The sequence below is a fragment of the Flavobacterium lipolyticum genome, assembly GCF_020905335.1.
Lineage (GTDB): Bacteria > Bacteroidota > Bacteroidia > Flavobacteriales > Flavobacteriaceae > Flavobacterium > Flavobacterium lipolyticum.
Genome location: NZ_JAJJMN010000002.1, coordinates 311509 through 327094 on the forward strand (window position 1 = coordinate 311509; position 15586 = coordinate 327094).

Sequence of the window (15586 nt, forward strand, 5' to 3'; positions counted from 1 at the left end):
ACTTTATAAATAAGATGGATTTGTAGCAGAATGGATTATTTTTTTTCAGCATCTAGCTTCCTGTATTAAAAGACACTCTTTTGTTGTTACGGACGGCTTTTTTTGTTTTTGCTTTTGTTTTTTGGGTTATAAAAGTCAGGTCAATTTTTATTTTTTTAGAAGATCGCCGTCTGATCAACAAATAGTGCTTTTAAAATCTAATGCAAATTTTAATGCTAAAGAAAACTACAGTTAATAGAAAGGGAATGTATAAAAGTAAGACTATGGAATTCGATTTTTATAATACAAAGAAGAAAGCAAATGTGAATGTTTTTAAATCTAAAGCATTTGATGAGGTTCAGGACGCTCTTTTCGTATTTACGATTTCGGCAGATAACGATTATGAGATGCCCTTTATAAATGACGCCACTTATGAAATGTTTGAAGTTTTATCCAATAAGATGTTTACTAATACCGTACTTTCTATATACGATCGAATTCATCAGGATGATAAAAAAAGGGTGAAAAACTCTTTATTCGACGCTATTAAAAAAAGAAGAAAATGGAGTGTTGTGTTCAGGGCAGAATTGCCTTTCAACGGATTAAGTTGGTTTAAGGTGACTTCAAAAAGGCTAGTCAATAAAGATGGAAGTACGGAATTTTATGGCCGTATAACTGATATTACCGAATTAAAGGAGCAGGAGTTAAAACTCAGAAGAACGGAACAACGTTTTAAGTTCATGCTGATGACTTCAAATGAAGGTATTTGGGATTGGGATCTAACCAATGATCGAATTTATTATTCGCCGCAAGCCTTAAATATACTGGAATTGAAAGCGTCTGATATTGCTCACACTTGCGACGGATGGAAGAAAATGATACATCCGGAGGATGTTGAAGATTGTCAAAAGGCATTTAATGATCATTTTGATAACAGAACTCCTTTTTACGAAAATTTTCAACGTGTATTAACTTCAAATAAAAAATACAAATGGATTCTCAGTAAAGGAATGGTGACCGAGCGTGATCTTGAGGGAAAACCATTAAAGGTAATAGGAACTTACAGCGATGTTTCTTTTCAAAAAGAGAAAGAGCTTGAGTTAAGAAGAGAAATGGAAGTGTATAAAGAAAAGAACAACAGATTGTTGAATTTTTCGCACATCGTTTCTCATAACCTAAACTCGCACGCAGGTAATTTTAAAGTTCTTTTGGACTTGATCGATTCAGAAGAAGGTTTTGATGAAAAAGTTGAAACATTAAAATACCTGCGTGCGGTTTCCGGCGATCTTAGTAAAACAATTGAAGATTTGTCGCAAATTGTAAATGTTCAGAACAATGCCGAAATTAATATCGAGGCACTGAATTTAAACAGTTATTTAAACAGGGTACTCAACATTGTTAATGCTTATAACAACAAGAATAATGTTACGATTATCAACAACGTTTCCCCTGAAGCAGTGGTTCATTTTAATCCGGCATATCTTGAAAGTGTATTGCAAAATTTAAGTAGCAATGCTATAAAATATGCAGATCCTAAAAAACCACTGATCGTCGAATTTAATTTTTTCAGAGAAAATGGAAGAAAGGTATTTACCATAAAAGATAATGGTTTGGGAATTGATCTTAAGAAACACGGAGATTTAATTTTTGGAATGTATAAAACATTTCACAAACACGAAAAAGCAAACGGTTTGGGCTTATACATTACAAAAAATCAGATCGAATCTATGAATGGAAACATTACAGTAGAAAGTCAGGTAGGAGAGGGTACAACTTTTAAAGTCTTTTTTAAAGAATAAGGGTGCTGCGTTCCGCATTATATATAGAATTTCAGATTACATAAATAATTATTTTTAGAATGGAAAAATTTATCGTTATTAAAAAAGCCAATGGAGAATTTCAATTCGAATTTGTAAATAAAAATGGTGAAATTATTTTAAGCAGTGGCGATTATACCCGAAAATTCATGTGTATGAAAGGGATTGAATCAGTAAAAGTTAATTCACAGGACAATACAAAATTCTTCCGGAAAACCAATTCAAAAGATGAAAGATACTTTAATCTTAAAGCTTTTAACGGAAAGATTATCGGAACAAGTAAAATATTTAAAGACAGAGATTCCCGCGATGAAGGAATACTGGAATTTAGAAAATATGCACCACATGCTATTGTAGAAGATCACTCTAATACAGTATTGGCTGAGAGTGCAGCATTTTAGAGTTATTCAATAAAACCGTCTGCCATTCGGTTTGATTTTATAAAACAATGAACTTTTGTCGTTTTCCGGATTGTAATAACGGAATCGTTTTTTAGATAATTTAATTGGTATTTTACACAGCTAAGACCGCTTTTGCGGTCTTTTTTGTTTTCAGTAAACTCAAGTTATAAGGCAATTATAGGTTACGCTCTGAAAGAGCAAAAGCGAGGTCGAAAATATAGTCATCCCATATATTTTGTATAAGATTCTCTAAAAATGCGAACGTTTTTGTATTGGAATTTGTTGGGAACTAAAATTGCTTTTGCCCTTTCAGGGCAATGCTGTATCTTGATCTAACACATAGTACTTTGTACTATGCTGTTGCTTTCGGGCTTTCAGCCCTTTTTTCCGCAATTTCTGTTCTTGATCTGCTATAAGCCGAAAAACATTTGTGTCTTTTGTTACTTGCCCGTTTTATTTTAATTCTTTTTTTTGTAAAAAAGGAGGTTAATATTTTACAAATAGTAAAAAAATGACTTTACAAGGAAGTTGCGCTTAATCAAGACTTAACTTCGGCTCCCTGCAGTATTTTATCTGCCACTTTCCTTGAATTTCCTCACTTTAAAGATGTAAATCCGCCACTATTCTGCCAATATTTCAAGGATTATAAAACTATTTTTTTACAAATACTTAACAAATTACACCCCTTAATTTTCTTTTCTTTAACAATTAGATAATTTTTGATTATTTACTATTTATAAAATTAATTGTTTATTTGCTTGTATAAATTTAATATTTGTAAACAAATTAACCATGAAAACAATTTACAAGGCAATTTTAATTTTTTCGGTTGCACTTTTTACTCCAAACATAATGGCTCAAAAGGCAAGCATCAGCGGAACAATTACCGACACACAGTCTCCGCTTCCGGGTGCTACCATAATATTGTCTAATAATCTAAAAACTACAACAGATTTTAGCGGTTATTTTACCATTCAGGATGTCAGACCAGGCAGCTTCGAATTAGAAATTTCTTATATCGGATATGAAGTGAAACACATACAGATTGAAATTACTGACAATCAAAAACTGAATTTAGGTACAATTCAGCTGCAAACCAACTCAAAAGAACTTAATGAAGTTGTGGTTAGTGGAATGACCCAAAGAAATAGTGAAGCAAGAGCATTGAACATGCAGAAAAAATCAATGAGTATTGTAAATGTAATTGCAGCCGATGGGATTGGAAAACTTCCGGATCGTAATGCTGCCGAAACCGTACAGCGTATGCCGGGAGTTTCGATAGAGCGCGATCAGGGTGAAGGACGTTTTGTATCGGTGAGAGGATTGCCGCCATTTTGGTCGTCAACTACAATTAACGGAAACAGAATTCCAACTGCCGAAGAAGAAACGACTTCGAGAGCTACCGCATTTGATTTTTTTCCTTCAGATCTTATCGCTTATGTTGAAGCTACTAAAGCGCTTACACCGGACATGGATGGTGATGCGATTGGCGGAAGCGTCAATTTTACTACACAAACCGCTCCAACGAAAAGAACAATTAAAGCAAGTGTTTTTAGCGGATACAATCAAAAATCGGATAAAGGAATTTATAGTGGATCACTTACAATAGGGGATAAAAGTAAAAATGGAAAGTTTGGATACATTATCAATGGTACGTATTGGGACAGAAACTGGGCAACCGATAATTACGAGGCGAGAAGACAAGGTGATCAGGGCGTTTACAGATTGGAGTTGAGAGATTACACCGGAGTTAGAAAAACCACAGGTTTGAATGGTGCAATGGAGTTTAATCCTTCATCTAGAGATAAAATTTTTCTAAAAGTAACTTATGGCGGACTTACAGATGAAGAAACACATTACAAACACCGTATCCGATTTGATAAATTCAATGGTACAACAAATGCATTAACGGTGGAACAACAAGATATTCACAACCAATTAATGACACAATTTTTAGGTCTTGATTTGGGAGGGAAACATCAGTTAGCGAACGGAAAATTAGATTGGAGTCTTGCTTCTTATCGAAACAGGTTTAAGTATGGCAACATCCCAAATGCAGAAGACAACAGTTATTTTTTAATTCAGTTCAATCAAACGGGAGTAGGTGTTAAACCCGAATATTTAAAAACAGTGCCGCTTGCCAATGGTGGAGCAGGAGGTCCAAGAGCGTATTGGGCTGCTGATGGTGGAATTATGGATCCAAGCAATCCAAAGTCAATATTTGATTTTTATTCCGATCCAAATTTCAAAACAGATCCGACAAAAATGAAGTTTTCTACTTTAGAATTATACAAAATCAACATCGTAGAAAGAGACAACATTATTGCGGCAGTCAACTACGAGCACAATTTTAATGAGAATCTTAAAATGAAGTTTGGAGCGAAAGTAACAGATAAAGATCGTATTGCAACTTTTAGAGACGAGTATTACAACTGGACAGGTTCTCCAACCCCTTATTTATCCAACTATGCTTCTGATTTAATTCTTCAACCGGGAGGTACAGATTACTTAAGGAAAGAAACAGGCACTTTGATTGGAAATAGTTTCGGTCCGGTTTTATCAGCGGATGGAATGACAAAATTATTCAATACCTCCAAAGCAAATCTGGTTTTAAATCCTGCTGATTCGCAGATTCCGGAACTGGGTAAAGGATTAGGAAGAAACTTTAATGTAGGGGAGACAACCTCTTCTGTTTATGCGATGTCAACCTATAATCTGTCGGATAAATGGACTGTTTTGGGAGGTCTGCGTGTAACCAATACTATCACACAGGTAACCGGTAAAACTGTAGAAAACAATGTGGTGGTAGATGCTGAGAATACTAAAACGTATACCTCCGTACTTCCAATGTTGCACGTAAAGTACACTCCGATTGAGAATTTGAACCTTCGTTTTGCCACAACCAGGACATTTGCAAGACCTAATTTTGGAGATATTTCACCTGCAGGTTCGCTAAATACTATTGACGGAGAGTATGCAGGAGGAAATCCAAACTTGAACCCTACCTATTCCTGGAACTTTGATTTGTTGGGAGAGTATTTCCTTGACGAAGTAGGAATCATTAATGCCGGAGTATTCTACAAATCGATTACAGATCCAATTTTTGACGATACTTATCAGGGTACCATAAACGGAATTCCTGATATAGAAATCAGTTCACCTGCTAACGGAGGTAATGCATGGATTGGTGGAGTTGAATTTGGAATTACCAAGAGATTCAGCTTCTTGCCGGGATTCCTGAAATATTTTGGGACTCAGATCAATGCAACTCTTATGGACTCTGAAATGACGTTAGGGAAAAATGCTAACAATCCTAACGGAAGAAAAGTGTCAACACCTTATCAGGCAAAAGAATTATACAATATACAACTGTTTTATGAGAGCGGCAAACTAAATGTGAGAGCTGCCTTTAATCACAAGGGAGCTTATGCCACAAGTTTTGATGCCAATGCTAAAAATACAGACATGAATGATATTTATTACGGTAAATACAACTCGCTTGATTTTTCTGCTTCCTATAAAATTGGAGATCATTTTACCATTTTCAGTGATGTAAACAATGTATTGAACGAGCCTTTGATGTACCATTTTGGAGAAACACCAAACCGTCCGAAACAGGTAGAATATTACGGAATGAAGTTTAACCTTGGTTTAAAATATAATTTATAGACAACTATAAGTTAACCCGTTGGATGTGCGCAGATTTTATTTTTACAGTTTATTTTTTTTTAATCTGCCGCAATCAACGGGTTTCTAAAACAACCGTACTTATTTCACATTGATCACAACCCCATCACGTTAAATCTTAAGAACTAATGTCTAAAAAAGCGTCTAATTTTAGGTTCATACTCAAAACGTCCATAGCGGCATTCGGCACTTATTTTTGTATGTATGCCTTCAGAAAACCTTTTACGGTCGCTACTTTCGATCAGTTGTCTTTTTGGGGAATAGATTATAAGATTCTGCTCATTCTAGCACAGGTTTTAGGTTATACTTTTTCTAAATTTTTAGGAATCAAAATCATATCCGAATTAAAGTCGGCCAGGAGAATTTTATACTTAATCAGTTTTATCGCCATTTCAGAATTGGCTTTGCTGGGTTTTGCTTTGGTACCGGCACCTTACAACATTCTATTTTTATTCATCAATGGATTGCCTTTAGGAATGATTTGGGGAATCGTTTTTTCTTATATCGAAGGCCGAAAAACAACTGAATTACTGGGGGTAATTTTATGCTCGAGTTTTATCGTTTCCTCTGGAGCGGCGAAATCTGTGGGAGTATTCGTTCTGAAGGTTTTGGGGTGCAATGAGTTTTGGATGCCTTTTGTTTCGGGATTACTTTTTATTGTTCCGCTAATCGTATTTTCATTGTTTTTGGAAAAAATCCCAAATCCGGATGACGAAGATTTAGCCCTGCGATCCAAACGCAGACCTTTAGATAAAAAAGAACGTGCATTATTATTCCGACAATTTGCTTTTCCGTTGACCATACTTATAATTTTCTATGCCATGTTAACGGCAATGCGTGAATTCAGAGATAATTTTGCAAGAGAATTATGGGATTCTTTGGGATATAAAGAGAGTATTTCGATCTATATGTACTCCGAAATTCCGATTGCGATAGCTGTTTTGGTCATTTTAGGATTTTTAGGAAGTATGAAAAACAACTACAAAGCCTTCAAAAATTATCATTTGGTGTTGCTCGTAGGTTCTGTACTTATAGGGATTACAACCTTATTGTTTCAAAAACATTTAATATCACCAGTTCCATGGATGATAATTTCCGGATTTGGAATGTACGTTTGCTACATTCCGTTCAACGGTCTGTTTTTTGACCGTATGATTGCCACCTATAAAATTGATGGAAATACCGGATTTTTAATTTACATCGCCGATGCTTTTGGTTACTTAGGAAGCGTACTGGTATTGTTTTTTAAAAATTTTGGCGACAAGAATATTTCCCTGTTAAGCTTTTTTACTACCTGTATTTATCTGCTCTCTTTTGTTGGGATCATCACTACCATCATGTCCTTTAACTATTTTAAAAGGAAGTTTAGAAAGACAGCTAAGATTCATACAGCTATGAGTTATGAGATGTGAGTTATGAGATGTGAGATGTGAGATGCAAGATTTGAGATGTAAGATGTGAGATTTGAGATGTAAGATCTAAGATTTGAGATTTGAGATGCAAGATCTAAGATTTGAGATTTGAGATTTGAGACGCCGAGGGAAACTTGAAACCTGAAACTTGAAACCTGAAACCTGAAACCTGAAACTTGAAACTTGAAACCTGAAACCTGAAACCTGAAACCTGAAACAACAAACCATAAACCAAAAACAAATAAACAAATAACCAGTAAAACAAATAAAAACACAAACATGAAAGAGAAGTATGATTTAATAATTATCGGGGCAGGAGTTCTGGGCACATTTCACGCCTACCATGCCCTGAAAAAAGGAATGTCGGTTGCCATTCTGGAAAAAAGCAGTAAACCGGAAGGTGCGACCGTTAGAAATTTTGGACAGGTTGTACCGTCTGGAATGGATCGAAAATGGCAGAATTTTGGAAAAGAAAGTTTAAAGATTTATAAAGATATTCAATCGCAGTTTGAGATCAATCTCCGCCAGAACGGAACTGTTTATCTGGCTTCAAATGAAGAAGAAATGCAGTTGATTGAAGAACTTCATCAGATTAATATTTCGAATGATTACGAATCTAATTTGCTGACCAAAGAGCAATGCCTGAATAAATACGACGGTTTACGTGCTGACTATTGTAAAGGAGGATTGTTTTTTCCGCAGGAAGTTACCGTTGAACCTTCCACAATGATTCACAAATTGCACCAGTTTATGACAGCCAATCTTGGACTTGATTTGTTTGTAAACACTACGGTCGTAGAAACCCAGGACCTAAACGATGAAGTAATAGCAAGAACTGCAGCAGGTGAGGTATACAAAGCTTCAAAAATTATTATTTGTAACGGAAGTGATTTCAAAATATTATATCCTGAGATTTACAACAACAGCGATCTCATTGTATCTAAATTGCAGATGCTGCAGACGAAACCTCAGAACAATTACAGATTGGACGGCTCTATTTTAACGGGATTGACCATCAGAAGATATGAATCGTTCGAAGAATGTAAATCGTATCAGACCATCAAAGCAAAAGAAAATCCGGATAGTTTTGAGAAGAAGTATGGCGTTCATATCCTGTTCAAGCAAGCCCTTGACGGCTCCGTAATTTTAGGAGATTCTCATGAGTATGCTCCCGCAAAAGATATTGATTCTTTGGGATTTGATCTGAATATGGACATCGATCATTTTATGATTGAAGAAGCCAAAAAGATAATTGATTTGCCTACTTATGAAATCCAGAACAGATGGTTTGGAATGTACTCGCAATGCAAGACCAAAGATATTTTCGAATACACCGTTGACCAGAATATTCACATCATAACCGGAATAGGAGGAAAGGGCATGACGGGAAGCGCAGGATTTGCCAAACACAATATTGATATGATTTTTAATGCTTAGGGATTGTGAGATGTGGGTTATGAGTTATGAGGTATGAGTTATGAGTTTCAGAGATAACCTGAAACCTGAAACAAATTTAATTATAAATCATAGTATATAATCTATAATTAAAGTCTTTTTTAGAGAAATAACACAAACGATCAACCATTAACCATCAACTATAAACAAAAAAAAAAAACAGCCTGTTTGGCTATTAAAATAAATACACAAAATGAAAATTAATGAAATTGAAATGGTTGTTTTTGATATGGCCGGAACAACAATAAATGAGCAAAATATAGTTTACAAAACATTGCATAAATCCATCAACAACTTCGGGATCGGGGTTTCTTTGGAATCGGTATTGTCATTAGGAGCGGGAAAAGAAAAACATCAGGCGATCAGGGATATTTTAGAATACAATAAGATCACAGACGAGAATAAATCAGATGTAATATTCGAATATTTTAAAGAAACACTGGACAAAGAATATCTTTCAGCTTCCGTTTTACCTATAGAAGGCATTGAAAATATTTTTGAAAATTTAAAAAAGGACGGTGTAAAAGTGGTACTAAACACAGGCTACAGCAGTCACGTTGCGAATACCTTATTAGAAAAGCTGAACTGGAAGGAAGGAAACCAATACGATGCCTTAATCACCGCTGATGATGTAGTGTTGGGACGTCCATTTCCGGATATGATATACAAAGCCATGCAATTGTTTGCGATTACAGACGCTTCAAAAGTTCTAAAAGCAGGAGATTCTGCGATAGATATTGAAGAAGGTAAAAATGCCAAATGTGGCGTAACTATTGGTGTTTTATCCGGCGCACAAACCAGACAGCAGCTTGAAGCAGCCCAGCCCGATTACATATTAAATTCGTTGGCATCGCTTTATAGTGTTATGGGGTGAGCGGTTAGATGTGAATAATGTTAGAAGTAAGAAGTGAGAAGTAACAATTAACAATTAACAATTGACAATTAACAATTAACAATTAACAATTATCAATTATCCATTATCCATTATCCATTATCCATTAACCATTAACCATTATCCATTAACCATTAACCATTATCAATTAACAATTAACAATTAACAATTAACCATTATCCATTATCCATTATCAATTATCAATTAACAATTAACAATTAACAATTAACAATTAACCATTATCCATTATCAATTAACAATTATCAATTAGTAAAAACAATATCCCTGCAGGAAAAGTTTCAAACAAGTAAATAAATAGTAACCATAAAACAATTCAACCCAATGAAAAAGATTTTTAGATTAAGTTACATTACAATTCTTGCAAGTGCGCTTTTAGTCACTTCCTGTACCAACGATTCAGCGCTTGCGAAAGACGAACAGGCAGTAAATGCTAAAGCAAACTCTAAAACCGGCAAATCTGCTTTAAGCAGTGGAACCAGAAAATTACTGATTATAGGAATCGACGGCTGTCGCGGCGATGCTCTAATGGGAGCCAACACTCCTAATATTCATGCTTTATTACCCAATGCGGTTTACAGTGTAGATGCATTGACCGAAGCACCTACGTGGAGCGGAAACGGCTGGTCGACGATGCTTACCGGCGTGACCCATTTGAAACATGGCGTAACCGATAATTCATTTTCGAGTCCGAATTTTACCTCGTATCCTAGTTTTTTGAAAAGACTTGAAACGTATAATTCTGCTTTAAAAACCATGTCGATTGTGCATTGGGCACCCATCAATACCTATATTGTGAATGGCATTGATGTAGAGAAAACACTCACTACCGATTTGGCTGTTAAAAATGAAGTGGTTGCCGCACTTACAAACGACAATCCGGATGCCTTGTTTTTGCATTTTGATGATGTCGATCATGCAGGACACAGCTATGGATTTTCGCTTAATGTATCGCAGTACAAATCTTCAATTGAAACCACAGACGGTTACATAGGTGAAATCTTAACGGCTTTAAAGAACAGACCTAACTATGCCAATGAGGATTGGTTGGTCGTGGTAGCGCCGGATCACGGAGGGATTGTTACAGGTTCCAGTGGATCTCATGGCGGAAGTTCTTACGAAGAACGAAACATCTTTACTATTTTCAACAATAAAAACTTTACGTCGACTAAAATCGAAAAACCGGTCGATCCCACTACAACGATAACGGGTAAGTTTGTCAATTTTAATTCCAATTCTATTTATGCTTCAACATCTAATGCACTTTACAATTTCGGAACTTCGAGTTTTACAGTGGAGTGTCGGGTAAAAACATCAGGATATAGCAGTGATCCTTCGCTGGTTTCGAATAAGAACTGGGTGAGCGGTAAAAACCGAGGTTTTGTCATCTGCGCCAATACCGGAGGAACATGGAAGGTAAATATTGGGGACACTCAAAGTCGTGTGGATATTTCCGGTGGGACAATCAATGATGGGAAATGGCATCATTTGACACTTGTGGTGGACCGCACAGCCAAATTGGTTAAAACGTATCAGGACGGTGCTTTTGTGGGGCAGGCTGCTATTGGAGCCAGTTTCGGAAGTCTGACTTCTGGACTGCCTTTTGCGATAGGACAGGACGGAACGCTAACGTATGGTGCCAATGTAAACGGAAATATTGCTGAGGTGCGTGTATGGAACAAAGCCTTATCGGAAGCTTCGATTTTAAATTATACCTGTTCTTCGGTTACCGCTTCACATCCGGATTACTCCAATCTTATTGGATACTGGAAAGGAGATAACGGATCAGGAAACAGTTTTACCGATTCAAGCGTTCAGCAGGTAAACCTTGCTTTTCCAAATACTCCAACATGGATAAACACTACAGCCTCTTTAAAATGTGGTACCGCAACAGGAGCAGTTCCTAAAATGGTAGATATCGCCTATTCTTCGTTACAATGGTTTGGTGTACCCATCAATACAAGCTGGTCATTAGACGGCCGTTCATGGCTTCCGACAGCGAATTAAAAATTTGTGTTTTTTGTTTTTTAAAGGGTTATCTTCTTTTTTGAAGGTAGCCTTTTTGGTTTGATTCTGGCTTGGAGTTTAACCGCAAAGAACGCTAAGATGTTGCGCAAAGTTCGCAAAGATTTTTTTTTCTCATTTTGTGTCATTTCGATCGAAGAGAGAAATCGCATTAGAAACTCGACACAGAATGTCGCCAATCTTTTTCGAATCCCACGTGTGATTTGCTTCGTTAAAAATTTGTGTTTTATTGTTTTTTAAAGGGTTATCTTCTTTTTTGAAGGTAGCCTTTTTGATTTAATTTTGGTCTTGAGTTTAACCGCAAAGAGTGCAAAGATGTTACGCAAGGTTCGCAAAGGTTTTTTTTCTCATTTTGTGTCATTTCGATCGAAGAGAGAAATCACATTAGAAACTCGACACAGAATGTCGCCAATCTTTTTCGAATCCCACGTGTGATTTGCTTCGTTAAAAATTTGTGTTTTATTGTTTTTTAAAGGGTTATCTTCATTTTTGAAGGTAGCCTTTTTGATTTAATTTAGGTCTTGAGTTTAACCGCAAAGAGCGCAAAGATGTTACGCAAGGTTCGCGAAGTTTTTTTAATGTAAAGGGATGAGTTTAACCGCAAAGAGCGCAAAGATACTGCGCAAAGTTCGCAAAGTTTTTTTTCTCATTTTGTGTCATTTCGATCGAAGAGAGAAATCACATTAGAAACTCGATACAGAATGTCGCCAATCTTTTTCGTATCCTACGTGTAATTTACTTCGTCTATTCACTGTCCTTCGAGTCCCCTTCGGTCGATATTGACAAGCTTAGTAGCTATTTAATCGTAAAGTTCTATCTATAGAGCTTTGCGAACCTTACCTTTTTTAAAGTCTTAGCTCTAAAAAAACTTAGCGTTCTTTGCGGTAAAAAAAACTAACTATTACTCTCAGAATAAAAGTAAAGTACCAGCATCACACAGTTTTCTGTTGTTCGGTTTTGAGGCACGTGTGGATGTCTTCCGTTGAAGCACAATGAATCACCTTCATTGACAACCACTTCTGCATCATCAATAATATAAGTCACACTTCCTTTTATGATGTATTTGAACTCCCAGGCATCTGTAATTACTTTTTCGCGTTTACAGTTGGGTTCCACGTCAAGAATTACAGCTTCAAAACCAATAGAGTTAATGCTTTTACTGAAAATATGATAGTAGTTAAAACCGGTGGTTTCGGCACGGTCCTCTTTTTCTATCTTTTGATAATCGTCTTTTTTAATATGAATGTACTTCGCATTCTTGGTATTTTCAACACCTTCAAAAAAATAACTCACATCCGTATTTAAGGATTGTATCAATTCAATCAAAACAGGTAGGGAAGGAATTGTTCTTCCGTTTTCAATTCTGGAAATCAAACCGTTGCTAACTCCGGCTCTGTTGGCTACTTCGTGTATGGTTAATGCATTTTTCTTCCTGATCTCTTTTAATCTCTTTCCAATACCAATTAAAAAATCTTCCATAATAAAAACTTCAGTTTAGTATGGTAAATATAACACAATTAGCGGGTGAGTTGCAAAAGAAGAGAAGCCTTAGTGTGAACTTTTGTATTTTCTATAGCTAGGATTATGGCACACGGATGATACGGATTCGTTTCACGTAAACACGGATGAAAACGGTTTTTTAGAGGAATAAAAGACATTATTATGATAAAATAATCCTATCCCAGATAAAACAAAAAATAATCCGTGAAGATCCGCGTCTTCGCCTAGCGAATCAGTATCATCCGTGTACTTTTTTTAGTACGGCTTTAAAACAAAAAAGAAGTTTTATAAAAAAGGAGCGAAATCAATTCACCGTGACATTTCTTACCCTGGCTTTTTTAATGAGGTTGAGTGACTCTCTAATCAGAGATTTTATTTCGAGAGGTGGAGTTTTACGCCCTTCATGTTTGTTTTGTATTGGACCATCTATGTCCATTTTAGCTGTCTGTAAATCTCTTTCAAAAGCTTTGAGAACCTGATTTTCGATAGTTGAATGTTTTTTGTAGTAATAGATTGCATTGTGCAGATCTTCGATATGACCGGTAAAATCTAAGATTGCTCTTTTGGATATTGCCCGATTGTAGTAAATAGAAAACTCTAAAGGATCAGTTTCAATGGCTTTGTCGAAATCCTCAATGGCATTATAATGGTAATCCAGTTTTTGAAGACAGGTTCCTCTTAAGGCATAAACCCCCTGATCAAATCCGGAATTGATCGCACAGTTTAAATGCAGCAGGGCATCCTGAAACCGATTCGACAAATAAAACTGTCTGCCCTTTTCCAAATGAAGAGAACCATCATTAGAAACGGGTTTTGAAAGTCTTTCCGTAAACTTTTTTATTACTAAAGTGTTGAACCATTTCATGCTCTTGAGATTTTAGCCAACAGATTAAACAAGTCCTAAAAAGATTTATTAGAAATGGGGGGATTAAATTTAGGTAATTTTTTGAAATATAACAACTTACGATTGTTTTTATTTCGAAGAACACAGCAAAAGGATCCTAATTACCGAATAGGTAAGAAAATTTTTCCAAAGAAATACAACAACTGAATAAAGTGATTTGCTTCGTCAAAAAGCTACTTTTTCTTTCTGCCGAGCCAAATGATTAGTCCTGTAATAGGTAATGTCGCAGCAAAAAGACAAACCAAAAAAGCAATTATTTTAGTGGTCAATCCATAAACACTTCCGGTATGAATAGGATACATCAGACGTTTCAGTTTGTCACCGTTTGAATAGGATTTGTAAGGTCTGTTTTCAATATTTTCCGCCGTATACTTATCAAAATAAGCCGAGCTGGATTGATGTGGAATGATTCTTTCCAGATCTTCCTTCAGAACCGTAATACTATTGATTGTATCCACCGGCATTCTAATTTGGATATTTCCGGTATAAGGAAAAATACTGTCGGTCTTATTGTAAATACCTTGATAAAAAGCAGTATTATTGAGTTTAGGATCTATTTTTGTTGGATTCTTTACTTTTAAAGACACTTTTTTACTGGTAGTTCCATCGGCGATTAAATAAAGGCCATTTTGAAACCAGTCAAAGGCAAAGGAAAGACCGGTTAGCGAAATAATAAGCAAAGCTAAGAAGCTGTAAAAGCCAAAAGTAGAATGAAAATCCCAATTGATTCTTTTGAAGGAACCGCTCCATTTTACCTTTAGTCGTTGTTTTAAATTTTTAATCTTTTTCGGCCACCATAAAACCATACCTGTGATCAGCATCAGAACAAAAATAATACAGGAAGATCCCATAATAAGCTGCCCGGCATCACCCATTAGCAATTGTCTGTGGAGGGAAAGCACTACTACAAAAAACCGACTTTCCTGAGGTGTTGTGGCGAGCACTTTTCCGGTATAAGGATCAATAGAAAAAAACTGTGCCTTTTTATCGGCATCCTTTGCCAGAATTTGGAAGGTACGCGAAGGATCATTGAAGGTATAAATTCGGGTAATTTTTTTGATGCCGTACTGTTTCTGAAGAACGTCTGTACAATAATCAATTGTTTTTTTGGTCGTCCCTACAGATGAAACCTGATAGTATTGAGGATGTAAGAATGAGTCAATTTCTTTTTCAAAAACTAAAATACTGCCGGTTAAGGCCGCAATAAAAACGATTAAACCTGAGCCAAGCCCCAGCCATAAATGTATTTGTCTGATCGTTTTTTTTATTCCTTTCTTCATTTAGTAGCTTATTTGGTTTTATAGGCACTCTGGTTCACACCGTAATGGTATCATTTTCTGTTAGAATTAAACTTGAATCCACAGAAAATGCGTCGCAAATTTATACTTATTTAGACTAAATCTTTGTTTTTTGAATGAAAAAAAGAGCCGTAAAACCTCAAAAATGCTTATTTATTAACTTTTGAATGGAGTAGTCTTAAACTTTGAGAAGAGAAA

10 protein-coding genes are annotated in these 15586 nt (G+C 35.8%); 7 read left to right on the forward strand and 3 right to left on the reverse strand.

The genetic code is table 11. From position 1 onward, the window contains the following. Positions 1-263 precede the first annotated feature (263 nt). From LNQ34_RS18150 to LNQ34_RS18180, 7 genes are all read left to right on the forward strand, one after another. Positions 264-1778, forward strand: a complete 1515-nt coding sequence (locus tag LNQ34_RS18150; RefSeq protein ID WP_230000743.1) for a PAS domain-containing sensor histidine kinase — start codon at positions 264-266, stop codon at positions 1776-1778. A 59-nt stretch (positions 1779-1837) separates the two neighbouring features. After that, positions 1838-2197 (forward strand): YegP family protein, encoded by a 360-nt coding sequence (locus LNQ34_RS18155; RefSeq protein ID WP_017495681.1) that lies wholly within the window; start codon positions 1838-1840, stop codon positions 2195-2197. A gap of 792 nt (positions 2198-2989) precedes the next feature. Beyond that, on the forward strand, positions 2990-5866 hold the full coding sequence (locus tag LNQ34_RS18160; protein ID WP_230000744.1) for a TonB-dependent receptor: 2877 nt from the start codon (positions 2990-2992) through the stop codon (positions 5864-5866). Between the two features lie 146 nt (positions 5867-6012). Beyond that, positions 6013-7296 (forward strand): DUF5690 family protein, encoded by a 1284-nt coding sequence (locus LNQ34_RS18165; protein WP_230000745.1) that lies wholly within the window; start codon positions 6013-6015, stop codon positions 7294-7296. Between the two features lie 279 nt (positions 7297-7575). After that, the gene (locus tag LNQ34_RS18170) at positions 7576-8733 is read left to right on the forward strand and encodes a TIGR03364 family FAD-dependent oxidoreductase (protein ID WP_230000746.1); all 1158 of its coding nucleotides are present in this window, start codon (positions 7576-7578) and stop codon (positions 8731-8733) included. A 211-nt stretch (positions 8734-8944) separates the two neighbouring features. Next, on the forward strand, positions 8945-9625 hold the full coding sequence (locus LNQ34_RS18175; RefSeq protein WP_230000747.1) for a phosphonatase-like hydrolase: 681 nt from the start codon (positions 8945-8947) through the stop codon (positions 9623-9625). Positions 9626-9985: 360 nt separating this feature from the next. After that, positions 9986-11668: a DUF4983 domain-containing protein gene (locus LNQ34_RS18180; protein WP_230000748.1), complete on the forward strand. Its 1683-nt coding sequence runs from the start codon at positions 9986-9988 to the stop codon at positions 11666-11668. 912 nt (positions 11669-12580) lie between these two features. Here the strand turns inward: LNQ34_RS18180 and LNQ34_RS18185 are convergent. The 3 genes from LNQ34_RS18185 to LNQ34_RS18195 form a co-directional block, all read right to left on the reverse strand. Beyond that, positions 12581-13165 carry a helix-turn-helix domain-containing protein gene (locus LNQ34_RS18185; protein WP_173965216.1) on the reverse strand — a complete coding sequence of 195 codons (585 nt, stop codon included), beginning with the start codon at positions 13163-13165 and terminating at the stop codon, positions 12581-12583. 325 nt (positions 13166-13490) lie between these two features. After that, the gene (locus LNQ34_RS18190) at positions 13491-14051 is read right to left on the reverse strand and encodes a tetratricopeptide repeat protein (protein ID WP_230000749.1); all 561 of its coding nucleotides are present in this window, start codon (positions 14049-14051) and stop codon (positions 13491-13493) included. A 212-nt stretch (positions 14052-14263) separates the two neighbouring features. Further along, positions 14264-15370, reverse strand: coding sequence for a PepSY-associated TM helix domain-containing protein (locus LNQ34_RS18195; RefSeq protein ID WP_230000750.1), 1107 nt, complete (start codon positions 15368-15370; stop codon positions 14264-14266). Positions 15371-15586 lie beyond the last annotated feature (216 nt).